Origin of the sequence: Micromonospora alfalfae (genome assembly GCF_022230925.1) — a bacterium.
GTDB lineage: Bacteria > Actinomycetota > Actinomycetes > Mycobacteriales > Micromonosporaceae > Micromonospora > Micromonospora alfalfae.
The window spans coordinates 205,394-229,589 of the sequence record NZ_JAKKFH010000011.1 but is presented as its reverse complement, the minus strand read 5'-3'; the positions used below and the strand labels follow the sequence as shown (position 1 = coordinate 229,589).

At 70.9% G+C, this 24,196-nt stretch carries 20 protein-coding genes; 10 read left to right on the top strand and 10 right to left on the bottom strand.

The window, feature by feature from the left end:
• The first annotated feature begins 336 nt into the window (after nt 1-336).
• Complete coding sequence (locus tag MED01_RS11780; protein WP_238668551.1) at nt 337-777, top strand: DUF5980 family protein; 441 nt, start codon at nt 337-339, stop codon at nt 775-777.
• A gap of 45 nt (nt 778-822) precedes the next feature.
• On the opposite strand, the gene MED01_RS11775 is transcribed toward MED01_RS11780, so the two are convergent.
• From MED01_RS11775 to MED01_RS11765, 3 genes are all read right to left on the bottom strand, one after another.
• Nucleotides 823-1,683: an oxygenase MpaB family protein gene (locus MED01_RS11775; protein ID WP_238668550.1), complete on the bottom strand. Its 861-nt coding sequence runs from the start codon at nt 1,681-1,683 to the stop codon at nt 823-825.
• Nucleotides 1,680-2,360: a haloacid dehalogenase-like hydrolase gene (locus tag MED01_RS11770; RefSeq protein ID WP_238668549.1), complete on the bottom strand. Its 681-nt coding sequence runs from the start codon at nt 2,358-2,360 to the stop codon at nt 1,680-1,682. The genes MED01_RS11775 and MED01_RS11770 overlap by 4 nt, the downstream gene beginning before the upstream one ends.
• A 65-nt stretch (nt 2,361-2,425) precedes the next feature.
• A complete protein-coding gene (locus tag MED01_RS11765) occupies nt 2,426-6,508 on the bottom strand; it encodes a tetratricopeptide repeat protein (protein ID WP_238668548.1) in 4,083 nt (1,360 codons plus the stop codon).
• Nucleotides 6,509-6,581: 73 nt separating this feature from the next.
• On the opposite strand from MED01_RS11765, the gene MED01_RS11760 reads away from it, so the two are divergent.
• Both MED01_RS11760 and MED01_RS11755 read left to right on the top strand, forming a co-directional pair.
• The gene (locus tag MED01_RS11760) at nt 6,582-6,743 is read left to right on the top strand and encodes an NAD(P)-dependent oxidoreductase (RefSeq protein ID WP_238668547.1); all 162 of its coding nucleotides are present in this window, start codon (nt 6,582-6,584) and stop codon (nt 6,741-6,743) included.
• Nucleotides 6,740-7,378 (top strand): hypothetical protein, encoded by a 639-nt coding sequence (locus tag MED01_RS11755; RefSeq protein WP_238668546.1) that lies wholly within the window; start codon nt 6,740-6,742, stop codon nt 7,376-7,378. The genes MED01_RS11760 and MED01_RS11755 overlap by 4 nt, the downstream gene beginning before the upstream one ends.
• A gap of 51 nt (nt 7,379-7,429) precedes the next feature.
• On the opposite strand, the gene MED01_RS11750 is transcribed toward MED01_RS11755, so the two are convergent.
• A complete protein-coding gene (locus MED01_RS11750) occupies nt 7,430-8,476 on the bottom strand; it encodes an SMP-30/gluconolactonase/LRE family protein (RefSeq protein WP_238668545.1) in 1,047 nt (348 codons plus the stop codon).
• A gap of 283 nt (nt 8,477-8,759) precedes the next feature.
• On the opposite strand from MED01_RS11750, the gene MED01_RS11745 reads away from it, so the two are divergent.
• From MED01_RS11745 to MED01_RS11730, 4 genes are all read left to right on the top strand, one after another.
• The gene (locus MED01_RS11745; protein WP_238668544.1) at nt 8,760-9,938 is read left to right on the top strand and encodes a MalY/PatB family protein; all 1,179 of its coding nucleotides are present in this window, start codon (nt 8,760-8,762) and stop codon (nt 9,936-9,938) included.
• A gap of 234 nt (nt 9,939-10,172) precedes the next feature.
• On the top strand, nt 10,173-10,688 hold the full coding sequence (locus tag MED01_RS11740; protein WP_238668543.1) for a SigE family RNA polymerase sigma factor: 516 nt from the start codon (nt 10,173-10,175) through the stop codon (nt 10,686-10,688).
• Nucleotides 10,685-11,854: a hypothetical protein gene (locus tag MED01_RS11735; protein ID WP_238668542.1), complete on the top strand. Its 1,170-nt coding sequence runs from the start codon at nt 10,685-10,687 to the stop codon at nt 11,852-11,854. Before MED01_RS11740 ends, MED01_RS11735 begins: the two co-directional genes overlap by 4 nt.
• A gap of 124 nt (nt 11,855-11,978) precedes the next feature.
• Nucleotides 11,979-12,362 (top strand): hypothetical protein, encoded by a 384-nt coding sequence (locus MED01_RS11730; RefSeq protein ID WP_238668663.1) that lies wholly within the window; start codon nt 11,979-11,981, stop codon nt 12,360-12,362.
• Nucleotides 12,363-12,377: 15 nt separating this feature from the next.
• Here MED01_RS11730 and MED01_RS11725 read toward each other — a convergent pair whose 3' ends face one another.
• Entirely contained in the window at nt 12,378-12,773 is a 396-nt protein-coding gene (locus tag MED01_RS11725) for a hypothetical protein (RefSeq protein ID WP_238668541.1), read from the bottom strand.
• Nucleotides 12,774-12,898: 125 nt separating this feature from the next.
• On the opposite strand from MED01_RS11725, the gene MED01_RS11720 reads away from it, so the two are divergent.
• Nucleotides 12,899-13,129, top strand: coding sequence for a hypothetical protein (locus tag MED01_RS11720; protein WP_238668540.1), 231 nt, complete (start codon nt 12,899-12,901; stop codon nt 13,127-13,129).
• Between the two features lie 7 nt (nt 13,130-13,136).
• Here MED01_RS11720 and MED01_RS11715 read toward each other — a convergent pair whose 3' ends face one another.
• Entirely contained in the window at nt 13,137-14,012 is an 876-nt protein-coding gene (locus MED01_RS11715) for an alpha/beta fold hydrolase (RefSeq protein WP_238668539.1), read from the bottom strand.
• 110 nt (nt 14,013-14,122) lie between these two features.
• Nucleotides 14,123-14,467, bottom strand: a complete 345-nt coding sequence (locus tag MED01_RS11710; RefSeq protein ID WP_238668538.1) for a DUF1330 domain-containing protein — start codon at nt 14,465-14,467, stop codon at nt 14,123-14,125.
• Between the two features lie 172 nt (nt 14,468-14,639).
• On the opposite strand from MED01_RS11710, the gene MED01_RS11705 reads away from it, so the two are divergent.
• Entirely contained in the window at nt 14,640-15,443 is an 804-nt protein-coding gene (locus MED01_RS11705) for a helix-turn-helix domain-containing protein (RefSeq protein WP_238668537.1), read from the top strand.
• Between the two features lie 15 nt (nt 15,444-15,458).
• Here the strand turns inward: MED01_RS11705 and MED01_RS11700 are convergent, their stop codons facing one another.
• Entirely contained in the window at nt 15,459-16,466 is a 1,008-nt protein-coding gene (locus MED01_RS11700; RefSeq protein WP_238668536.1) for a hypothetical protein, read from the bottom strand.
• 76 nt (nt 16,467-16,542) lie between these two features.
• A complete protein-coding gene (locus tag MED01_RS11695; protein WP_238668535.1) occupies nt 16,543-17,010 on the bottom strand; it encodes a hypothetical protein in 468 nt (155 codons plus the stop codon).
• Between the two features lie 455 nt (nt 17,011-17,465).
• Here MED01_RS11695 and MED01_RS11690 point away from each other — a divergent pair, with 455 nt between their 5' ends.
• Nucleotides 17,466-20,465 (top strand): glycoside hydrolase family 95 protein, encoded by a 3,000-nt coding sequence (locus tag MED01_RS11690; RefSeq protein WP_238668534.1) that lies wholly within the window; start codon nt 17,466-17,468, stop codon nt 20,463-20,465.
• Between the two features lie 176 nt (nt 20,466-20,641).
• Here the strand turns inward: MED01_RS11690 and MED01_RS11685 are convergent, their stop codons facing one another.
• Entirely contained in the window at nt 20,642-24,103 is a 3,462-nt protein-coding gene (locus tag MED01_RS11685) for an alpha-glucuronidase family glycosyl hydrolase (protein ID WP_238668533.1), read from the bottom strand.
• Nucleotides 24,104-24,196 lie beyond the last annotated feature (93 nt).

Below are 24,196 nucleotides of genomic sequence, written 5' to 3'. Positions count from 1 at the left end.
CTCGCGGCCCGGTTCCCGGTGCCCATTCCGTCCCCGCCTGGCGTGCCAATACGTCCAGTCGGGTCGGATCGAGCGGGGCCTGAGTCGTCAGGCGTTGTTGACCCTGAATGCGGTGGCAGAGACGGGCGTCAATGTCAAGCGTGTTTCAGAAACCTCTGAAATGCGGCTGTAGCACTGGTCAACGACCACCTACCGGGCTAGCCTCCCGTCGAGGCGGGCTGCCGGATCGGCGGTCGGCACCGCTGTTCCGCGGGTCAGCGGGTCGTCGTTCGGCGTGTCCCGCCGGCGTCGTGCGGCGCTCGCCAGTTCCCGCCGCGCAGACCTGAGGAGTCGATTGTGAAGTTCACTCACACGGCATCACGGATCGCTGTCGCCGTGGTGGCGACAACACTGCTCGCCCTCTCCGGCGGCACGCCCGGCTCGGCGGCGCCCGGCACGACAACCACGCACACCCCGTCGACCTGGACCCTCGTCGACCTGCCGCAGCGGCTCTGCGCAACCCCCGACGACCCGCGCGCTCTGTACTTCTTCGTCGTGCTCGACGGTACGTGGTCGGCACCGATCACCGCTGACTACACGGGCATGCCGGTCGGCGTCGAGGTGTACAGCCCGTTGACCGCCCTACCCGGTTCCGGGGACGGGCACGTCGTTCAGATCCTGGCCGCGTTCCGGCTGAGCGGCGTCGCGCCCGGGCGGTACGTCCCCCAGCTCCGGGTCACCGACGGCGCTGTCACGCAGAGCGCCCCGGTCGTCCTTGACGTTCGTTCGTCCTGCTAGCGGGCGGCGCGCGTCCGAGCCGACGACGCGAGCAGCACCGACGAGCTACTCGCGCACACCGTCGTGGTGGGGGCCGAGCTGGCTGATCTCGTACCCGTCGGGGTAGCTCTTGGCCGTGATCCCGTCGGCGAACAACGCGGTCGTCAGTGGTGCCCCGAACCACCGCTGCAACCGCGAGCGCGTCCGCAGGGCCAGGTGCAACCCCGCCCGGACCGGCCAGGCTGGCGTGTCGACCCGCGTCGCGCGCCGCAGCGGCGCGTCGTACAGGGCACTGACCAGCGCGTTTCCCAGCGGGGCGAGCATCCGGGGGATCCGGGTGAGCATCAGCATGCGGGTGGCGCGTTCGATGGCCGCCGCGTCGTCGTTGGGCCGCAGGTGAGCCGCGTCGTGTGCGTCGAACCAGGTCTCGAACTCGTCGTACGACCCGGGGATGTCGGTGATGCCCATCCGTCGACCGAGCTCCCGGTAGAACAGGTATGTGGCGTGCCGTTCGTGGCAGCAGGGCGGGCGCCAGCCGTACTCCTGCAACCACCGGGTGGGGATCACCACCAGGCAGCCGAGGACGTAGCGGAAGTCGTCGTTGCTGATGTCGTACCGACTGTGGATCTGGTTGACGCGCCGCAACGCGTCGCGGCCCCGAGGCTGGTCGAAGCCGTTGAGCACCATTTCGTACATCAGCAGGCCGGTGTCGTCGATCCGCTTCTGGGTGCGTTCGGTCAGCTCGCCCGTGGCGGTGTGTACGGCGGCGATGGCGGGGATGGAGAACGACCGGTTGAAGGCGAGGTTGAGCCCGAGCTTCATGTCCCACGGAAACTCGTAGCGCAGCATGGTCTGGTAGATGACCAGGTAGTCGCGCTCCGGGTCGAGAGCACGGGTGCGGGTCAGGTTGTCGTAGCGGCCTCTCATCGGGGGACCTCCGGGCCCTGGCCACCCGACCAGGTGACGGTGGTCAGCCGGGCGCCGAGCAACCGGCGCGCCCGGGCGACCTGACGCGCGTTCGCGTTGACCAGCACCGGCTGTTCGGCGGCGCCGAGGATGGGCAGATCCGACAGCGAGTCGCTGTAGGCCACCCGCCATGGTGGCGTCACCCCCTGGCCGGCGAGCTGCGCCATCTTGGTCGCACCGTGGTTGTGCACTATCAGCCTCGGCCCGCGAATGTGCGAGGCCACCAGCTCGACCCCGGCGAGGCCGATCGCGTCGAGCACGGCGCGCGCCAGGGTGTGCTCGCACGCGGTCACCACGATGACCCGGTCGCCGGCGGCGAGGTGGGTACGGATCATCCGCAGACCGGGCGCGATCATCCGCCCTGGCTCCGCACCGAGGTCCGCGCCGAAGCGTTCCAGCTCTGCCCGCAACCCGTCCGCGTCCCGGCCCCACAAGCCGATCCGGCTCACCCACCGCGCCGCCCACGGACGGAGGGCGGGAACGGTGGCGACCGGCGCGAGGAGAACGAGCACGGCGACGGCGAGCGGCAGCCGGGCACCCGCGAAAGCAGTGCGCCGCAGGAACAGACCGAATGCGTCCCCGCGCAGCAGTACGCCGTCGAAATCGAAGATCACGGTGTCTGCGGTCGACGCCCTCATCGGTCTATCGACCCCGCTGCCGCGGGCGGTTCGCCATCAGCCGAGTGTACGGGTGCCCGGGTGGGTCAGGTCGGCTCGGCCGCGGCCGGTAGCACCGCGATCAGGTCGAGCACCTCGACCGCGCGGGCCGGGCCGAAGGCGTCGGTGAGGATGGCAGTGAACTCGTCGTCGCCGAGCCGGGCCCGCAGTTCGCGCAGCGCGTTGAGGTCGAGCGCGGTGTTCGTCGACCCGATCTGCCGGTCGATGTTCAGTGCCTCGACGATCAGCGGGATGCCCTCCGCGGGGTGGCCCTGCTCGACGCGCAGCTGCCCGATCGCCACCTGATCGAGCGCCACCTCCTCCCAGTTGCCCTGCTCGCTGTCGATCCGCAGGCAGTCCCGGTAGCACCGCTCGGCCAGGGCCCGGTCGCCGCGCAGACCGGCCACCCGGCCGAGGTGGAAGGTGCTGTTGGAGACGCCCGACAGGTTCCCGAGCCGCTTCTTGATGGCGATGGAGCGGCGGTAGAACCCATCCGCGCCGACGAGATCCTCCTGCTCCTCGCAGACCCGGCCGAGCTGGTGCAGGACGATGGCCTGGTTGGGCTCGTGGCGCAGCACCCGGTAGACCTCCAGCGCCTGCTCGTAGCGGGACCGGGCCTCGGCCAGCCGGCGGGTCTCCAGCGCCACCATGCCGAGGTCCTCGTGGCACTTGGCGACCCCCGCCTGATAACCAGCGGCGGCACAGATCGGCAACGCCCGCAGCAGGCACATCCGGGCGGTGCCGAACTCACCCGCCTGGGCGGCGGCGATGGCGAGCAGGACGTACCCACTGCCGAGCGGCGTCGGGTGGGAGGCGTCGAACCGGAACCGCAGGTACGCCTCGACCCACTCGGCCCGCTGCGCCGCCTGCCGCGGGTCGAGGTGCCGGGCCAGTACCGCGGAGAAGGCTTGCGGGCCCAGCTCCAGGCGCTGCACGGCCAGCCATTCCAGGGCCGCCTGGAGCGGCGGCTCGTCGTCCCCGCCGATCGCGTTCACCGTGTTCGGCACCGCCTCGGCAGCCCGGCCGAGGACAGTTCGGACGCCGCCGAGCAGTTCGTCGCAGCGGCGCAGCAGCCGGTCCTCGCCGAGGGCCGCGACGATCGTCCGGGCGCTGGCGAAGCAGCTCTCGGCGAATTCGAGGTCGTCGAGGTCGCGGGAGAGGTGACCGAGCAGCAGCGAGCACTCCGCGATGTGACCGTTGCTGCCGACCTCCTCGAAGATCTTCAGGGCGGCACGGACCCGCTCCTCGGCGGTCTCGTACGCGAACTGGGCGAGCGCGATCCGCCCGAGCATCACCAGCCCGCTGCCCTGCCGGACCCGGGCGCCCAACCGTCCGTAGGTGGTGATCGCCACCTGGATGCACTGCTCCGCCTTCACGAAGTCCCGGGCCTCGAAGGCGAGTACGCCGATCTGGTGGTGGCTCGCCGCGATCCCGTCCAGGTCGTCGAGTTCCCGGGCGATCGCCAGTTCCTCCAGGTAACGCGACATGGCCAGTTCGCCGTCGCCGTTGCCACGGGCGATCCCGGCGAGCTGGTGCAGGGTCCGGGATACCGCCGAGCGGTCGTCGAGCCGGCTCAGGATCGTCAACGCCTCCTGGAACAGCCGGTCCGCTGTCGCCCGGTCGCCCCGGTTGTCGGCGACCAGGCCCAACTGGTGCAGGAGTTTGCCGACCCCGCTGTCGTCGCCGAGATCCCGGTAGACGGCAAGCGCCGCCTCGTAGCGCTCCGTCGCCTGCGGGTACTCGCCACGGCTGAGGTGCACGTCGCCGAGTCCCTTCAGGAAGCTCGCCCGGCGTGCCGAGCCCGGGGGCGCCATCGGCAGTAGCTCGCGCCAGATCTTCTCCTCCCAGGCCCAGTGCCCGGCCGTGTGCAACTCCTGGCAGGCCAGCTCGGAGTAGGTGACGACCTCGTCGGTGTCGCCCGCGGCCAGGTGGTGGTACCGCGCCTCGACGGCTCGGCGGATGAAGTCGTGCTGGTCGGTGCTGGACCGGGCCCGCCAGCCCCAGTAACGGCCCGCCCGGCGGTGCGCGTCGACCACCGCGTCGCGGCCGGCGATCCGCAGCAGGCTCGCCGCCGTCCACCGGTGCACCAGGTGGCCCCCGGTCACCGGGGCGAGCAGCCCCAGCTGTGACAGCGTCTCGACCGACTCGTCCAGCCCCGCCGGTGCCGGTGGTAGGTCGTCGCCGTCCGCCGGGTCGGCGAGCTGCCAGGCGAGGCCGGTCCGGTCCGCCGGGGTGCGGTACACGGCCGCGCCGAGCAGCAACCGACGTGCCGCCGGGACGGCCTCCAGGCGGGCGAGCAGCCGGGGCAGCAGCACATCCTCGGCGGCCAGCGCGCCGGCCTCGGCCAGCGGCGTGCCGACCCCGTCCGGCCCGGCGTCCCGGCCACCGCCGGCCGCGGCCAGTCGGCCGGCCACCTCGTCGGATCGGGCGCTGCCGCCGCGCAGCAGGCCGTCGAGGTATTCCAGCGCGCGCGGGTGACCACCCAGCCGGTGCCACATCCGTTGCTGTTCCGCCGGCGCCAGCTGGCCCACGCCTGGCAGCCGCCAGAGCAGCTTGCGGGTCTCCTGCCAGGAGAGCGGACCGAGGTGACAGGTTTCCAGACCGGCGACCGGGAACGGGTGCCGGCTGGTCACCACCAGCTCGTGGCGGGACGCCCAGGCGGCGAGGAACGCGGCCAGATCCGCGTCGGCCAACAGGTGCTCGGCGTCCAGCGCGTCCTCGGCGTTGTCGAGGACGAGCAGAAGCGGCGGGCCGTCGGTGCCGATCGCGTCCCACCGTCGCCGCCAGTCCTGGCCCGGCTCGGCGAGGGCGATGAGCCATCGCCGCAGCGGGTCGTCCGGGGTCGCTGCGGCGCACCGGCTCTGCACCTGGCGGCGCAGCTCGTCGAGGATCCCGTCGACGGTGCCGTCGCCGTGGGTCGCCACGACGATGCCACCCGCGTCGCGGAACCGCCGTGCGAGTTCCGCGGCGAGACTCGTCTTGCCGATGCCGCCGATGCCGTGGACGAGAACCCGCAGCTTTTCCCGGGACAGCCGGCGCAGGATCTCCCGGCGGCCCACGAAGTCCGTGGGTGCGCGCACCACACCGTCCCCGACGAGCGACCGGCCGGGCGGCGCGGCGACGGCAGCGTCGTCCCGTCCGCCGGCCAACCGCAGCCCGGGGTCGGTCAGGAACAGCGTCGGCATCCACCACTCGGCGGCGGTCGGGGCCAGCTCGCGGCGTACGGCGGAGACCTCCGCCAACAACTCCGGTTCGCTGCGGGCGGCCAATCGCTCGTAGAGCCGAGCGCAGAACTCGATGGTGTACCAGTCGCTGACCGTCCCATTCATCGCCAGCACCGCCGGCGCGCCGTGGGTCAGCAGCGCGCCGGCCAGCCCGGGCAGCTCCCGTTGATCCGGCCGGGCGGTGGAGCAGCCGGCCAGCACGATCATCGGCACGGTCCGGCCCGGCGGTAGCACCTCAGCCAGGAACCGCGCGGCGTCCACGCGGTCCTCCGTGCCGGTGGGGGTCTCCAGCAGCAGCGCGCCGGGGCGCGCGTGACTGGAGATGTGCAGGACGTGAAACGGCTCCTCGGCGAGGGCGGCCCGGATCGCTGCGGCGCTGCCCCACTCCAGGACGCGCACCCGCACCCCGTGCCGATGCCCGGGTTCCACAGCGCCGAGGATCCGACCGAGCTCCCGCTCGTGGTCCAGCAGCGGGTGGGTCGAGTCGTCAGGGCTCGCGATCGCCGCGAGCATCCGCAGTGGGCCGTCCACCCGGACCGTGGGTGCCGGTGTGTCGGGGCCGGTGCGGCAGACGTCGACGTCGGGGTGCAGGGCCAGCGGCGTTTCCTCGCCGGGCAGCACCAGGGTCTCCCAGGGCAGGTCGGCCAGGCTCGCGTCGACGACCTCGATGCCGAGCCGGTGCCGGCCGGGGCGGTCGAGTTCAGCGCGCAGGACCGGGCCGGGGGCGTCGAGGAAGCGGCGGCCGAGCGCGACGCCGACCTCGTACGACAGCTCCACGGAGGGGCCGCCGCGCAGCCGCCAGAGCAGGTCGGCGGTGCGTTGATCGGCTGGGCCCACCGGGTGTCGGCGCCGGTCGCCCCGAACGGCCAGGACCACGTCGGTCGCGCTGACGGTCAACCGGATCACGAAGGCCCCCTGCGGTCACCCGGCGGACGACCCGACGCCGAAGTGGATTGCCGGGCTGACCGATACTGTATCCATGGCTGACGATCCTGAGGAGCTCGCGCAGGTCAACGCCGTGCGAATCAACGACAGCGGCGAGCTGGAGTTCTTCGACGGCCAGCGCTGGGTGCCGTACACCGATCTGCCCGACGACGAGACCGGCCCGTTGGGTGTCGTCTTCCGCGACGACAGCCGATGACCGGGGAGCCGCCGACGAGCGGCGCGGGGTTGGACGCGCTACCGTCCCCATTGGACTCGGTAGCGGACAGTCGGGCGGCGGCACGGTGGATCATCTCCTCGGCCGGCGCGGTGGGCGCGCTGCTGCTCGGCGGCGGCCCGCTGATCGCCGCCGGCACTGTCACCGACTGGGCCCATGCGGCATGGGCGGGCGGCGGCCTGCTGGTGACGCTGCTCGGCGTGGCCTGGGCGATCTGGCGCACCAGCGAGGTGCTCGTCCCGCCGATGACCACGCCGGCGACGCTCACCGGGCCGGAGCTGCGCGGCCTGCGCGAGCGGCTGGAGGCCGAGCCCTGGTATCACTTCGGCGGGTACGCCGGTGACGTCGACTCTCTGCTGCGTCATCGCCGGATCGCCGCGGAGATCACCTGTCGCCTGTCGACGGCCCCGCCGCAGGAGCGGGCCGCCCTGCGGGCAGGGCTCGCCACCGCGCGCCGCAACATCGCCCGGACCGACCCGTACCTGCGCTGGCTGCTCGCCACGGCGCACGCCTGGCAGGTCCGGGAGGCGTTGCGCCGGGCCCGCCGGCAGACCTTCCTGGCCGCCGCGCTGGTGGTGGTCGGGGCGGTGGTGTTCATCGCCGCGACCGCCGGATAGCGCGCCGCCTCGTCGTGCTACGACGGAGGCGGCACGCCATCCAGCCGTCGGTCAGTACGGATATCCGGGGACGTTGAGCCGCACGCTGTAGAGCCCGGAGTCGCCCCACCGGCCCGACGTGACGAAGAGGGTCTGCCGGTCGGGGCCGCCGAACGCCACGTTCGTCGTGCCGGAGTTGCCGGACCGGATCGTGCCGAGTTGGGTGCCAGCGGGGGAGTAGACGTGGACCAGGGAGTCCCCGCCCGAGGTCCAGTACACGTTGCCGGCGCAGTCGATGGTGCCACCGTCCGGGCCGCCGATGTAGTTCACGAAGACGCTGCGGGCGCCGATGCTGCCGTCGGGCTGGACCGCGTACTTGTAGATCTTGTTCTCGGAGTAGGCGCCGACGTACAGCGCGGTCCCGTCCGGCGAGAGCGAGATGCCGTTGGGCTGGCGCAGCCGGTCGTCGACAAGCGACACCTGCCCGTTGGAGACGCGGAAGACGCTGGTACGACCGCTCATCTGATCGGGGCGGTTGCCGCGCTGGAAGTTGGGGTCGGTGAAGTAGACGACACCGTCGGAACGGACCGCGACGTCGTTCGGCGAGTTGAACGCCCGGCCCTGGTAGTTCGCCGCCACGGTGCTGCGGGCCCGGTCGCTCAACCGGTACGCGGACACACTCCGCTGGTCGTGGGTGGCCGCGACGAGCTGCTGGCCGTCGGCGCTGAGTGCCAGGCCGTTGCTGCCGGCGTCGGCGATGAACGTGTCGAAGCCCGACTGCGGGGTGAACCGGCGGATCGTCGACGGCTGCACGTTGTACGGCCCGGTGCCGGCGGCCATGTCGGAGAACAACAGGTAGCCGCCGTCGGCGACCCAGACCGGCCCTTCGAGGAACGTGAAACCGCCCTGGATCCGCGGGGCCGTCACGGTGCTGGCCGGCAGCGGTGAGCCGTAGCTGGCCCCGGTCGGGCAGGCCCCGGGCGGTGCGCCGGGCGGACCGGCGAACGCGGTGTGAGCGCTGACATGGGCAGCGTCGGCGGCAGCACCGGCGGGTAATGGGGTGGCGCTGACCGCCAGGCACAGGCCGGCCAGTGCGGCAATGGTGGGACGCCAGGTCATCGAGTACTCCAATCGGCGTCGAGGGTGGCGATGGCCGGCGTGCGAGGTCGGTGGCTGGCACGGCGTGAGGGCGGGCCGTCGATGTGGATATTCGGGAGCCTAGGTTATGAACCGGCAACCCGCAGCAATCTTTCGTCGTTGATTCCGAGCGGGACGAGGGTGGCAAATACAAAGACGCTGGTCAATGGCATAACCGTCTCCGGAAATCCTTTCGGTACGACCACAGTGGACGAGTCAGTGATGACCTGAGGCGTCTGCCGGAGGCAGGGAATAGGGTTGGGTCATGAGTGGCCTGCTCGGTGGTGCCCGAACCGCGGTCAATCCCCTCCGCCAGCTCACGATCGACCAGCTCCGGCAGCGGACGAGCCTCAAGTGGCGCGAGTACCCCGACGACGTGCTGCCGCTCTGGGTGGCCGAGATGGACGTGCCCCTGGCCGAGCCGGTCGCACGGGCGATCACCGATGCCGTCGCGCGCGGAGACACCGGCTACCCCGCCGGAACGGCGTACCCGCAGGCGGTGGCCGAGTTCGCCGCGCAGCGGTGGGGTTGGGAGGGGCTGGCCGTGGAGCGCACCGCGCTGGTGCCCGACGTCATGCACGGCGTCGTCGAGGCGGTGCGACTGGTCACCGAGCCTGGGGACGCGGTGGTCGTCAACTGCCCGGTCTACCCGCCGTTCTACGAGTCGGTGGCGCACGCCGAGCGCCGGATGGTGGAGGCACCACTCGGCGAGGACCTGCGGATCGACCTCGGCACGCTGGAGGATGCGTTCCGGCGGGCTCGCGCCGGTGGACGGCCGGCCGCGTATCTGCTCTGCAGCCCGCACAACCCGACCGGCGTCGTGCACAACGCGGCCGAGTTGACCGCCGTCGCCGGACTGGCCCAGCGGCACGGGGTGCGGGTGGTCGCCGACGAGATCCACGCTCCGGTGGTGGCTGGGGACGCGCGGTTCGTGCCGTACCTCTCGGTGCCCGGCGCGGAGAACGGCCTGTCGCTGATGTCCGCCTCCAAGGGGTGGAATCTGGCCGGCCTACGCGGCGGGCTTCTGGTCGCCGGCCCGGCAGCGGCCGGGGACCTCGCCCGTGTCCCGTTCGGGGTCAGCGTCAGCACCAGCCACCTCGGCGTGATCGCCCACACCGCTGCCTTCCGCGACGGCGGCGAGTGGCTCGACGCCCTGCTGGCCGGCCTGGACGACAACCGTCGGCTCCTGAGCGCGCTGCTCGCCGAGCACCTGCCGGCCGTCCGCTACCAGCCCGGCCAGGCCACCTATCTGGCCTGGCTGGACTGCCGCGCCCTGGGCCTCGACGACGACCCGGCCACCGTGTTCCTCGACCGTGGCCGGGTGGCGCTGAACTCCGGACTGGCGTTCGGCACCGGCGGTGTGGGGCATGTCCGATTGAACCTGGCCACCGCGCCGGAGCTCATCATCGAGGCGGTACGCCGGATGACCAGCGCCGTTGGCTGAGACCGGGCGGCCGGCAGCAGCTGTGTTTCGACTCCTTCCCCGGCTGTTGCGCCGGGACGCCCTACTGGCGCTGGCGGCACCGACCTGCCTCGCGGCACGCCTGACCCGCTGATCCGTCCGCCGCCGGGTCCGGGCGGGACCCCGACCGATCGGTAGGGCTTCCGACAGTTCTTCGACGGGGACGCAACCTGATGATCGTCCGGTCCCGTCGAGCTTGCGGAGGAGGGAGCCTCGATGGTGGATGCCGAGGGTGAGTTCGTGGAGTACGTCTCCGCGCGACTGCCGAGCCTGCACAGGACCGCGTTCCTGATGTGCGGTGACGCCCATCTGGCCGACGACGTGGTGCAGCAGACGGTCACGGCGCTCTACGTGAACTGGCGCCGGGTCAGCCGGGCCGACAACGTCGACGCGTACGTACATCGGATGCTGGTGCACAAGCTCGTCGATGAGAAGCGGTTGAGCTGGGCGAAGGTTCGCCTGCTGGGGTCGGTGCCGGAGCCGGAGCGCTCGCCGGTGACACCGCACGACGACCTGGCCGAGCGGGGCAGCCTGCTCGCCGCGCTCGCCCGCCTCCCGCGCGGCCAGCGCACGGTGCTGGTCCTGCGGTTCCTGTGCGACCTGTCGCTGGCCGACACGGCCGCCGCGATGGGCTGCTCCGAAGGCAACGTGAAGTCGCAGACGGCTCGGGCGTTGGCGGCCGTCCGCCAGGTGCTCGACGTCACCGAGATGTCAGTGAGGAGTCCGAGATGACCACGGTGGACGAGCAGCGGATCGCCGAGCTGCTGCGGTCGGCGCCGGCGCCGGAGCCGCGGGTCGACCTGAGCCGGGCGGTGCGCGACGGTCGGCGGCGCCGTCAGCGTCGCCGGGTCGGCGGGATCGCCGCGCTGACGGTGCTGGCCGGGGTCGGTGTCGTGGGTGCCGTCCAGGTCGGCGGGACCACCAGCCCGCCGGTTCCCACCACGCCGGCGCTCGCTGTGTCGCCGGCGGGAACCGGGTCGGCCACCTCCCGCCCGCCGGTCACCTGCCAGGCGTCGTGGTTGCCGCAGCCGGTCGGCGGTCCGGTCGCGGTGGCCAACAGAGTCGACAGCACCGGACGGCACATCGTCGGCGACATCGGTACCGGGCAGGAGGACGGCCGGGTCGTGCTGTGGACCGACGACCGGCCGGTGGTCCTGCCGGCCACCGCGCGACACGCGGCGGCTGTCAACACCCGCGGCGATGTGGTCGGCACCAACGGCGACGGCATCGGCTGGCTGTACCGGGACGGGAAGCTGCGTTTCCTGGCCACACCGCCCGGCTACGACGCGGTGCTCGTGCACGCCGTCAACGGTCGGGGCGACATCGTCGGCACCGCCCGTAGGTCCGACGACTCGCACCAGGCTGTGTCGTGGTCGACCGACACCCCCCAGAAGTACCGGCTGGTCGGCCAGCGAGGGTCGTCAGCGACCGGGATCACCGAGGACGGCACGATCGTCGGCACCGTGGGCGATCTGCCCTACCGGTGGACGCCGCAGGGCGTCGGGTCGGCGCTGGCACTGCCCGACGGCTATTCGCGTGCGTCGGTCGAATCGGCGCGGGGCGAATGGGCGATCGGCATGGTTCCGGGCGGCCGACGGAGCGGCGCCGTGCAGATGCTGCCGGTGCTGTGGAATCTCGCCAGCGGAGTGGTGAGCCTGGTGCCCTTCCCGGGGGCGAGCGGCATCGCCGGCAGTGGTGACGTGCTGGTCGCCGACGGTGCGCCGCTGGTAGTGGCCCCGGACGGCACCTCCCGCCGGTTGCCGGGCCGACCGGAGGTCCGGGCGACCGAGGCGGGCACGTACACGGCGGAGGGGATCAGCGACGACGGTCTGACTGTGGTCGGGGCCGTCTACGAGAACCAGGCGTACCGGCCGCTGGTGTGGCGGTGCACGCGGTGAGGGGTTGAGCGGCCCAGCCCGAACTCCGTCGTGGGGGCGTGCCGTCCGGACCGTTTCAACCGACCGGGTCCGTGGGTACGCTCCCACCGGCTGATCACCCGATCGACGGAGACTCCCAGTGATTATGGCTCTGCTGCTCGACCTCGCCAACATCGTCGGTGGCTTCCTGCTCGCCGTGGCGGTGCTGCGGCTGCTGCCACGAGTCGGCGATGACCTGGGCCGCCTCGCCGGTCGGGCCGCCCCGATCGCGTGGGTGGTCGGCCTCGTGGCATTGGTGACCGGCGGTTACTACCTCATCGTCCACCTGGTGTCCGGGCCCCGGGTGTTCCACTTCGAGGTGGTGGGGATCGGTGTGGGGCTCGCCCTGCTGTGGGGCCGGTTGACCGGGCGGTCGACGCCGCGCGACGAGCAGTCGGACGGCGCCACCGGCGTCCGACTGTTGCTGGCGGTCTTTGGCCTCATCGCGATCGTCGTCGGCGTTCAGGGGCTGTTCACCCCGGACGGCTGACCGCTGGTCACCGGGTCACGTGGTGGACGGTCGCGGCGCCCAAGTGCCCGCAGCGCTGGCGATCAGGAGTGTCACCGCTGGTAGGAACGCGACACCGATGCCCAGCCCGAGCAGCAGACCCCAGCCGGTGAGGACGAACGCGGCCACCACATCGGCGACCACTGTCAGCCGACCGACCCGCTGCGCGACAACGGGCAGCAGTGCCGCGACAACGGGAACGCCGAGCAGATAGCTGGCCGCGGCCCCCGAGTCGTCCACTGTGAAGGGAACCAGCGCGGCGGCCACCAACGCGGTGATCGCCAGGGCCGACCATCTGAGCACCGACCGGGTGTTGGTCGGCTTACGGACCAGGACCACGAGGCCGGCGAGCAGGACACCCACTATTGCGCCGACGGTCGCCAGACCAGTCATAAATGCCCTCCTCGACCGCAGCGGGTGGCGTTTAATCGAAGACGGCGGATCGTCGCCCCCGTGTCTCACGATACGGCTGGTCGGCCAGCTGCACGAGATCCGACGTCGAGCGAGGAGGTCCCGGCATGCCTCTCCTACGAATCCACCTCGACACCGACCGGGGCACCGCCCGCCGGGTGCTGCAACTGCATCAGGAGGGCAGGGCCCATCACGAGTCGCTGGAGGCGGCCCGGGAACAGGTGTGGCGTCAGGGCCACACCCCGTCCGGCGACCCGGTCTTCGTCGGCGTCACCAACGGCCGCCGCGATGTGCAGCTGCTCTACGACGTCGATGTCTACTCCGACGCCACCGGTTGAGCAGAGGTCAGCCGGCGTCCAGCACCTCGCGCAGTCGCGCGGCGAACTCCGCGGGCTTGCCCGCGTAGCCGAACTCACCACCGAGGAACCCGCCGTGGTGGCTCGGGAAGACCACGGCCTCCTGGCCGAGCAGCGCCGCGAGGCCCAGCGCGGTGCGGGCGGTGTACGTGCCGGCGGACTCCTCACCGACAGCGACCACGATCCGGGTGGGCGCGGCGGTGAGCACGTTCGCGTCGGGACGGTAGTCGGTGACCGCCCACGAGCTCTGTGACAGCAGCGGATCGTCGCGGCTGCCGTCGTCGTCGGCGGCCATGCCGAACATCGCCGGGTCGGGGGTGGGCTGGGCGAAGTAGGCATCGGTGAACTCGCCCTGCCAGGACGTCATGGCGATGAACGCCGCCATCCCCGCACCCGAGCCCTTCGCCTGGTACGCCTCGTAGAAGCCGGCTCGGGCGCGCTCGGCGGCAGTGGCGTCGGGAAGCACGGCGTTGATCGGCGGTTCGTGCGCCACCAGGGTGGCGACGTCGTCCGGGTGGGTGGCGACCAGTTCGAGTGCTGTCACCGCGCCGCCGCTGCTGGCCAACACGTCGACCGGACCGACGTCGAGCGCCTGCACGAGCGCGTGCAGGTCGGCGGCCTGCTGCTGCGGCGTGTGGTCGGACCGACCGTCCTTGCGGACGCTGCGGCCCAGGCCACGCGGGTCGTAGGTGAGGACCGTGCGGTCCGCGAAGTGCGGGGCGAGCGCGGCGAAGCCCTCCGCCGTCATCGGCTGGCCGATCATGAGCAGCGCCCGATGGCCGCCAGTGGGAGGTAGCGGGCCGCGGACGTCGTAGACCAGGTCGACGCCGGGAATGGCCAGGGTGTGCGTCTGGATGTCCTGCATCCGATGAGACTACGGTCGGCTGACCTGGGTCGGGTGCCTTGCGGCCGGCGAGCCATCGGGTTCTTCGGGGCGACGCGCGTGCGTCGACCCTGACGGTCGAGGGTCAGGTGCTACCGCTCGGTGGCGCGGCGGATGGTCGCGGCCAACTGCGACGAGTCGTGGTCGGGCTCGACTCCGTCGACGAGAATCACCTCACCGGTGAGGTGCCTCGTCCGCAACGGCTTGATCTCCTGGTAGTCGCTGGACTGGTACCAGGAGCGGGCCTGGTTCAGGTCGGGAAACTCAATGACGATCACATCGCCGGTCCAGTCGCCCTCCAGGACGTCGATCGCACCGCCGTGGACGAGGAACCGGCCCGCGAAGGGCGCGAGGGTGGCGTCGATTCGTTCCAGGTACGTCAGCACCTCGGCGTGGAAGGGTGCCTTGCGGAGGTGCGCGAGCGCGTACGCGGCCATGAGTGCCTGTCCTTTGCGTCTGGTCTTCTGGCTGTGGTGGCGGTCGGCGTGGGCTGCCGCGCCCCCGTGATCGGATCGGTCGTGCCGGGAGAACTATCTCCGCTCTCCGGTTGGGCTGTCGATTACCTTGCAGGTAATGGCCCGTCTGTCGGTGTGGAACTAGGGTCGGTGGGTGACGATCTCTACCCGGCACGGGCGACCGGTGGGGGAGTTGCTGCGCGACTGGCGCCGGACTCGCGGAATGAGCCAGCTCGACCTGTCGATCGAGGCGGGAGTGTCGGCCCGGCACCTGAGCTTCGTCGAGACCGGCCGATCCCGGCCGAGCCCCGACCTCATCCTGCGGCTGGCCGAACACCTGGAGATGCCGCTGGCCGAGCGCAACAGGATGCTGCTGGCCGGCGGCTTCGCGCCCGCCTACCCCCGCCACCAGCTGAGCGACCCCGAGCTGGCACCGGTACGGGCCGCGGTGCGGCAGATCCTCGACGGTCACAGCCCGTACCCCGCGCTGCTCGTCGACGAGCACTGGCACCTCGTCGACGCCAACCCTGCCGTCGCCCTGTTCACCATGGACGCGCAGCCACACCTGCTCGCCCCACCCGTCAACGTGCTTCGCCTCAGCCTGCACCCCGACGGTCTGGCACCGCGCATCGTCAACCTGCCCGAGTGGCGCGCCCATCTGCTGAAACGGCTGCACCAGCAGGCGGCGACGACAAACGACCCGATCCTGTACGACCTGCACGAGGAGCTTCGCGGCTATCCCGGTGACGACGTCGACACGACACCGACAAGCGATGCCGTGTCACGTGTCCTCGTTCCACTGCGCTACCGGCACGGTGATCACGAGCTGTCCTTCGTCAGCACCACCACCCTCTTCGGTACGCCGCGCGAGGTCACAGTCGCCGGGTTGGCCGTCGAGGCGTTCTTTCCCGCTGACCCGGCGACCACGCAGACCCTCCGAGCCCGTGCCGCGTCGTGACTCGGCCGCTGCCCGTCACCCCGGGGGAGCGGGCGGCGGCTGACGGAGCGTGTCGTCGATGATGCCGGGCATCCGCCGGGCCACTCCCGCGAGGAGATCCGCCACCTGCACGCGCGGATCGTCGCGGGAGTCGACCATCACGAGCCCCGCCAGGGGCGACACCCCGTTCGGCAACGCCAAAGCCCGGTGCACACCGGCCGACTGTGGCTGGCCCTCGTCGGCCAACACCCGCTGAAGGCGGGTCAGCCGGTCGGCCGTCAGGGCGCTCTGCTCGTCGTGGGTCACCAACACCTGCCGCCGGCCGTCGCTCCAGGACAGGACCGTCTCCGCAAGCGCGGGCAGCAGCGGTTCCAGTGGTGGAGGGACAGTGCGGTCGTCGACGTCGAGCCTGGCCACCACGGCCCGCACGTGCCTCGGACTGAGCCCGTCGAGGACGGCGTCGGCCACAGTGCCGAGACCGTGGCGCCGCAGCGTGTCCCGGGCCTGGAAGAACCGCCGTACGGTCTGGTCGACCGGAAGTCGCCGCTTCATCCGGACCAGGTCGACGAACGCCGACAGGAAGGCGCCCCAGTCGCCGCCGGCCGAGCGTCCGGCCTCGTACAGGGCGAGAGCGGCCGGATGGTGCTCGCGAGCCAGCCGGGTGCCCGCCGCGTACGACGGCTCGGTCAGCAGGAAGTCCACGATTCGGGTGACGAGGAAGAACTCCTTGTCGATGAGGTGGACGTGCGCGCGGCCGGCCAGCGCCGCCAGGAACCACTCCAGTGCCTCGTGCGCACCCGAGCCGCGCAGGAACCGGCCGGACTTGAGCTCGTGCGGCGCGAACCGGAACCCGGACCGCAGGGCGGTGATGAGCGCGACCGCCTCGTCGACGGCCAGGTCGACGCTCGCGTGCGTGATCACCGGGGCGGTCGAGTGCAGCAGGTTCGTGCCCGAGAATCCCGACTCGTCGCAGGCGATCTCCACGACGGCCCCGACCACCACCGCGCCGCCGGGCGGTAGTCCACCCTGAAGAGGCGATCTCACCCCCGAGCTCCCGGCATGCCGCCATGGTCACCCGTGCAGCCGGCGAGAACAACCCGATTGTGGACGGGGCCGCTGCTCAATGGTCTCGACAGCCGACCTGGTCGCCGATCTCCGGCGGAATGCCGAACGGGGTGCATTCGAGTGCGCTGCCTTCGCCCAGCTTCTGCCACCCGCCGTCCGAGTGCTTGAACAGCAGCACACCGTCACCCTGCATTCCCGGGTCGACGGCGAGCACGCCGGCCGTGGCCCACTGCCTCGCGCACCTGATCTGATCCGGATCGATCCGGTGGGTGCTGCTCAATCCCGATGCGGCCTGCAGGGTGGCTGCGGTCACCGGACAGGCGGCCGGGGTGGTGCCTGACGACGTGCTGCGGGTCGGCGAGGCGCTGACGGCGGTGGGCGGCGTAGCGGGCGAGGCGGGTGCGGAGCTGGCCGGTGGCGTGGTGCTCGTCCCGGCGGCGGGAGTGGGCGCGGCGGTGGTGCAGGCCGCCAGGCCGGTCAGCGCGGCGACAGGCAGGAAGGCGCGGAGCGCGGTCAGGGTCATCGTTCCTCCGGGGGAAGCATCGATCGGGGTTTCCCAGTACACGTCCTTGGCCCCACCGGGGTTGCGCTGTCGCGTCGGGGTGCACGTCGGAGGGGATGTACGGCCAGCTCGGCTGTCTGCCTGCGTACATCTGATGTATGGCCGTCGGGGTGGGTGGTCGTCGGCGTGATTCTGGCCGATCGCCGTGCGGTGCCGTGTCAGCGCGGCACTGCTCATCCACCCGTGCATCTTGCTGACCGGCCAGTGCGGCGCTGTGGGCTCCCATCGATCGACCGTTGCCTATTCTGTGGTCCCGGAGTAACCTTCCCGAAACACATCAGATGTCTGGCTCGCCAAGGCCCGGCGTCGGCCTGCTCAGGCAGGGTCCCGGTTGGCGCACCCAAGCGGATCCCCATGTCGAGTCCCATAGTTGTCACGCTTCGGGGTGGCCGGACTGGTCACCGTTTGGAGGATCGATGTCAGACCTGACCCGACGGCAGGCCCTCAAGATCGGCGCAGCCGGCGCGGGCGGTGCTCTCCTGCCGGTTCCCTGGAGCGCCGTGGCCAAGGCCGACTCGGCGGCCCCGCCGCAGGTGTTGGCCGCCGGGGACCTCGCCCTCTGGTACGACGAAGGGGCCGGCACCGACTGGCTACGGGCGCTGCCGATCGGCAACGGCCGGCTCGGCGCGATGGTCTTCGGCAACGTCGACACCGAGCGGCTTCAGCTCAACGAGGACACCGTCTGGGCCGGTGGGCCGCACGATCCCAGCAACACCCGAGGCGCGGCGGCGCTGCCGGAGATCCGGCGGCTGGTGAACGCGAACCAGTGGACCCAGGCCCAGGATCTGATCAACCAGACCATGATGGGCAACCCCGGCGGCCAGTTGGCCTACCAGACCGTCGGCAACCTGCGGCTCGCCTTCGGTTCCGCCAGCGGAGCGTCACAGTACGACCGGACGCTCGACCTCACCACCGCCACCGTCACGACGTCGTACGTGCTCAACGGCGTTCGCCACCAGCGGGAGGTTTTCGCGAGCGCGCCGGATCAGGTCATCGCCATGCGACTGACCGCCGACCGGACCGGCTCGATCAGCTTCACCGCCACCTTCGACAGCCCGCAGCGGACGTCGGTGTCCAGCCCCGACGGCACCACCATCGGCCTCGACGGCATCTCCGGAAACATGGAGGGCGTCAACGGTCAGGTCCGCTTCCTCGCGCTCGCCAACGCGACAGTCAGCGGCGGCAGCGTGTCCAGCTCCGGCGGCACCCTGCGGGTGACGAACGCCAACAGCGTGGTCCTGCTGATCTCCATCGGCTCCAGCTACGTCAACTACCGCAACGTCGGCGGCGACTACCAGGGCATCGCCCGGCAGCGCCTCACCGCCGCGCGGGCCAGCAGCTACGACCAGCTGCGCAGCCGGCACGTGGCCGACTACCAGGCGCTGTTCGGCCGGGTCACCCTGGACCTGGGCCGCACGTCCGCGGCCGACCAGACCACTGATGTCCGGATCGCCCAGCACAACAGCGTCAACGACCCGCAGTTCTCCACGCTGCTGTTCCAGTACGGTCGCTACCTGCTGATCTCGTCCTCGCGGCCCGGCACCCAGCCGGCCAACCTCCAGGGCATCTGGAACGACTCGCTGGCCCCGGCATGGGACTCGAAATACACGATCAACGCCAACCTGCCGATGAACTACTGGCCGGCCAACACCACGAACCTGGCCGAGTGCCACAACCCGGTCTTCGACATGGTCAGAGACCTCGCCGTCGCCGGAGCGCGGACCGCCCAGGTGCAGTACGGCTCCGCCAGTGGCTGGGTCACCCACCACAACACGGACGCGTGGCGGGCCACAGCGGTGGTGGACGGCGCGTTCTGGGGCATGTGGCAGACCGGCGGGGCCTGGCTGTCCACGCTGATCTGGGACCACTACCTGTTCAACGGCGACATCGAGTTCCTGCGGACGAACTACCCGGCCATGAAGGGCGCGGCGCAGTTCTTCCTCAACACCCTGGTGACCGAGCCGACCCTCGGCTACCTGGTGACCAACCCGTCGAACTCGCCGGAGCTGAGCCACCACTCGAACGCCAGCGTGTGCGCCGGCCCCACGATGGACAACCAGATCCTGCGGGACCTGTTCGACGCGTGCGCACGGGCCAGCGAGATCCTCAACGTGGACAGCACCTTCCGGGCGCAGGTTCGCGCCACCCGGGACCGGCTCCCACCCATGAAGGTCGGCTCGCGCGGCAACATCATGGAGTGGCTCTACGACTGGGTGGAGACCGAACCCAACCACCGGCACATCTCGCACCTCTACGGGCTGGCACCCAGCAACCAGATCACCAAGCGCGGTACCCCGCAGCTGTTCGAGGCGGCCCGGCGGACCCTGGCGCTGCGCGGCGACGACGGCACGGGCTGGTCGCTGGCCTGGAAAATCAACTTCTGGGCTCGGATGGAGGAAGGCAAGCGGGCCCACGACCTGATCCGCTACCTCGCCACCACCGCGCGGCTCGCGCCCAACATGTTCGACCTGCACCCGCCGTTCCAGATCGACGGCAACTTCGGCGCCACCGCCGGCATCGCCGAAATGCTGTTGCAGAGCCACACCGGCGAGCTGCACGTCCTGCCCGCGCTGCCGCCGGCCTGGCCGAGCGGGCGGGTGACCGGCCTGCGCGGTCGGGGCGGACACACGGTCGGCATCACCTGGGCGAGCGGTGCGGCCACCGAGATCCTCATCCGACCGGACCGGGCCGGCACCGTCCGCCTGCGCTCCCGGATCCTGACCGGCACCGTCACCGTGGTCGACACCGCCGACGGCACGGCGGCCCGGACCACCCGGATCGAGTCCGACCTGATCGACGTCACAGTGCAGGCCGGACGCACCTACCGGGTCACCAGCTCCGGTGCCACCACGCCGACGCTGGAGCAGAGCTTCAGCAACGTCGGCATCACCAGCGACAGCAACACCAACGTCGGTAACTTCGACGGCGGCGGAGCCTCCCTGTCCGCGCAGGCCCTGGCGTCGGCCGGCGCCAGCCCGGGCGGCACGATCAGCCGCAACGGGGTCAACTTCCGCTGGCCCAACGTCAGCTCCGGGGCCGCCGACAACGCGATCGCCTCTGGCCAGACCATCGGCGTGACCGGCACCGGCAGCACGCTCGGCTTCCTGCTGACCGGCACCTACGGCGCGGTGTCGGGGACCGGCACCGTGGTCTACGCCGACGGCACCCGCCAGACGTTCACGTTGAGCACGCCCGACTGGTACGGCGGGCCGAACTCCGCCGGAACGGCGGCGATCGTGTCGGCGTACCAGAACCGGCCCAACAACCAGCGGCAGAACACCGCCGCCTGCGTCTACTACGTGGGCGTCGGGTTGCAGAACAAGGCAGTGGCCTCGGTGGTGTTGCCGAACATCAGCGCCCGGCCCGCCACGAACGTGCCGACCATGCACATCTTCGCCATCGCGATCGGGGGCTGACGGCAACGATTCCTGCTCGGGGGAGCACGACCGGGCCCGTCCCCACTCTGGGGGCGGGCCCGGTCGCGTCAGGCGGCGTCACCCTAACCAGGATCGCCGACGACCACGACGTCCAGACCCGTCGAGCCACACGTTGGCCGGGTCCGGCGTGGCACCGGACCCGGCCAGCGGGTGGGCTAGCGAATGCGCTCGCCGCGGCTCTCGATCCGGAAGTAGTCGAAGGCGACGTCGAGGTCGGTGGAGGTGCCGGCCCGGTTGAAGGCCAGCAGCCCGGCCTTCGTCGGCTCGACGTTCAGCGTGGTGGAGCCGATGTAGCGGTAGACGCTTCCGTCGGTGGAGTAGTAGGCGCGGTAGCTGTTCCCGATCTTGGTCAGTCGCAGCCAGATCGCGCCGTCGGCCCCGACGATGCGCTGGGCGTCGGCTCCGGTGATCTCCAGTGTGGACGCCGTGCCGTTCTGCTCGCGCAGGAAGACGATCCGGGTCTTGTTGACGGCGGCTGTCGCGTTGCCCATCTCCCAGGCGAGCTTCACGTAGTTGTTGTCGTCCGCGTACCCGAGCACACCGCCCTGCTCGTTGTTGGTGGCGAGTGGGCGTGAGAAGACGATTCTGGACTCGGCCGTCCAGTCACCGTCGACGTCCTGCAGGGCCAGGTTCCTCGCGGTGTTGGTGTTGCCCTGGAGGTCGCCCTGCTGGGCGGTGATGACCACTGACCCGTCGGCCAGACGCCGGTTGCCCTCGTCCGGGCGGACCCACTGCCACTGCGGGCCGAGCTGGGTCGAGTCGAACTCGTCGCTGCCGGTGATGGTGGTGTTCAGGTCGACCGTGTAGACCGACGAGGCTCCGCCGTTGGTGACGGTGACCCGAGCCTGCCCGGTGGGGGTGGTCGCCTGCTCGACCGCGACAGTGGCGGCGGGGTCGGCGGCGTTGGCGGTGACAGCCGGCACTGTGGTGGTGCCGGCCGCCGTGAGGGCGTTGTAGCGCAGCACCGTCGGCGCGAAGGACGCCAGACGCCTGCCGTCGACGCGCAGGGCCGTCAGCGTCGTGTCGGGCACCAGGTTGAAGACGTAGTTCTTCACCAGTGGGCCGAAGAAGCTCTCCGTCGTGACCTTGACGACCGCCTGACCGGGCACGCCGGACGCCTGGGAGATGATCTCGTAGCGGGCCTTCCGGTCGGCCGTCCGCACCTTGGTGATCGTCGGCGACGCCCCGGCCGGCACCGGAATGGTGTACGAGGTGTCCGACAGGTTGAAGCCGCCGAACCTCTTGCCGTTGACGACGATCGTCGCCGACAGTGGCGCGTCGTCGACCGGGATGTCCCGCCCGCTGAACTCCTTCCAGTAGTTCACCGAGGTGTCCCGCCAGTCCGCGGCGTCCGCCTCGTGCACGGCCAGCTTGTCGCGTACCTCGGCGAACCGGCGTGCGTCGATGTCGGGTTGGAGCGTGGCCCAGGTCTCCCGCATCCAGGTCACGTACTGCACGCCCATCTGGTAGCGGTAGACCAACTCGTCCCAGAACGTCCGGCCGCTGTCCAGGCGATGGCCCCACGGCACGTGGTGGAACCACATCAGCAGGTTCTCCGGGACCGAGTTGATGTTCCCGTAGCGCTGCTGCAACCGAGGGAAGTACTGGGCGGCCAGGTTGCTGCCGGTGGGGGAGCGGTCGAAGCCCAGACCGACGCTGTCGGCCTTGTTGTAGTAGATCGGGCTCCAGTCGTCGCGGCCAGCCCAGTCGGCGGGGTCGGGACGGTAGTGGGCGCCCTCGGCGAACTGGTGGCCGATGCCCAGCGGCGTCTGGTAGCTGACCAGCGACTCCCACGAGCCCATCATCATCCGGTGGATGGTGTCGACGACGCGCCGGTCGTTGCTCCAGGTCATCCGCGTCCAGTCGGTCGCGATGTCCGCCGAGTCGAGCGTCCAGTCCCACGCCTGACGTCCGAAGGCGAACAGGTTCGCCTGGGCGAAGTGGTGCCCGGTCAGGTTGTCCGCGTTGCCGAGGTTGGCCACACCCACGATGGCGGTGTCCGGGTGGTGCTGGGCGGTCCCGTCGACGATGTTGCCGACCAGGCGCTTCTTGAGCAGCTTTCCGTTCGCGTCGGTCGCGTACGTGTCGGTCTTGAGGATCTCCTCGTACATCGGGCCGAGGTAGGCCAGCATCCAGTTCTGGCCGGTGTACTCCTGCGTGATCTGGAGTTCCAGGGCCTGGTTGGTGTTCTCCATCCGGCCGAACATCGGGTGGATGGGCTCGCGGGCCTGGAAGTCCAGTGGCCCGTTCTTCGTCTGGAGGAACACGTTGTCGACGAAGCGTCCCCTGCTGCCGTCCGGCTGGACCTCGTCGTCGATCGGCCCGAACTCCAGGTAGGCCCGCTTGAGCCGGTCGTTGTCGACCTCGGCGTTGTAGACGAACGTCCGCCAGTGCACAGTCATCCCGAGCGGCGCCACGGCGGCGGCGATGGCGTTGGCGCCGTCACCGTGGTCGTACCCGAAGTCCTGTGGCCCTGGCTGGCCCTCGGAGTTGGCCTTGACGGTGAGGCCCATGAAGTCCGGGATCGCAGCCTGGATCTGCTGGGCCCGGCGGTGCCACCAGCCCCGGAAGTCCGCGCCGTACGGATCGAGCTGGCTGTTGGTCAGGGTGTCCGACGCGAACCGGCTGTCGGTGGGCGCTGTGTAGCGGATCGACAGGCCCAGCTTGATGCCGTACGGACGTAACGCGTCGGCGAGGGCCGCCTCCTGCGCGATGCGGGTGCTCGTCAGGTACGCGTTGTCGGCGTTGACGTTGTTGATGGTGATGCCGTTGATGCCCAGGGACGCCAACGCGCGGGCCATGACGAGGTAGCGGTCGAGGATGACGGGCAGGTTCCGGCCGGCGCTGGCACCGGTCGCGGCGAAGTTGAAGATCGCCCCGCTCTCCCCGTTCAGCCCACCCAGCCCGGAGGCGTTGTTGCCGGCGTAGAGACGCTCGGTCTCCCAGTTGTTCAGCAACCGATGTTTGATCTTCGGTGACTCCGCGACGCGGAGGTGGTCGACGGGTTTCTGGGTCTGGAGCAGCCGGAGGAAGGCGAAGGTGCCGTACAGCGCGCCGAGGTCGGTGTTGCCGGCGATGACGGTGAAGCGTGTCCTGCCCTTCGCCACCGACCGGACGAGATAGCCCTCGTCGCCCACAGTGGCCAGGTCGCGGGTCGCGATGGTGCGGCCCACCAGCGGCGAACTCGTCGGCGTGCCCACCACCACCGCGCCGTCCGGGACCGTGCCGTCGTCGACCGACGCCACGGGTGTCGGTTGACCGAGCAGCCCGCCCAGGCCGCGCACCAGTTCGTCCCGGGCGGCGCCCAGCGTGGTCTCGACGAGCTTCTCGCCCGAACCGGGGGCCATGGCGAGGTCCGTCGTGTGCCGGTGGACCTTCGTGGCGTCGGCGTTCTCGACCACGATCGCGGTGGCCGCGCGGCGGTAGTCACGCAGCAGCTTCGCGTCGTCGACCGGTACGTACCGTAGCCACAGGTCGGAGCCGTTGTAGTCGTCCGGCGACGGGGCCGCGGCGACCGGCGTGGTGGTGGCGACAGTGAGGGTGGCCGCGACGGTGGCCAGTGCCGTGCCCAGCACGATGAGGGTTCGCCGTAGCCGGGGCACCGAAGCTCGGTTCATCGCCATCTCCTCGTTCGTTCGCTGGGGACGCCGTTCGGCCCGTCCCGCGAGCGCAACGACGTTGCTGGATGGATGCGCGTCGATCCTTCCCGG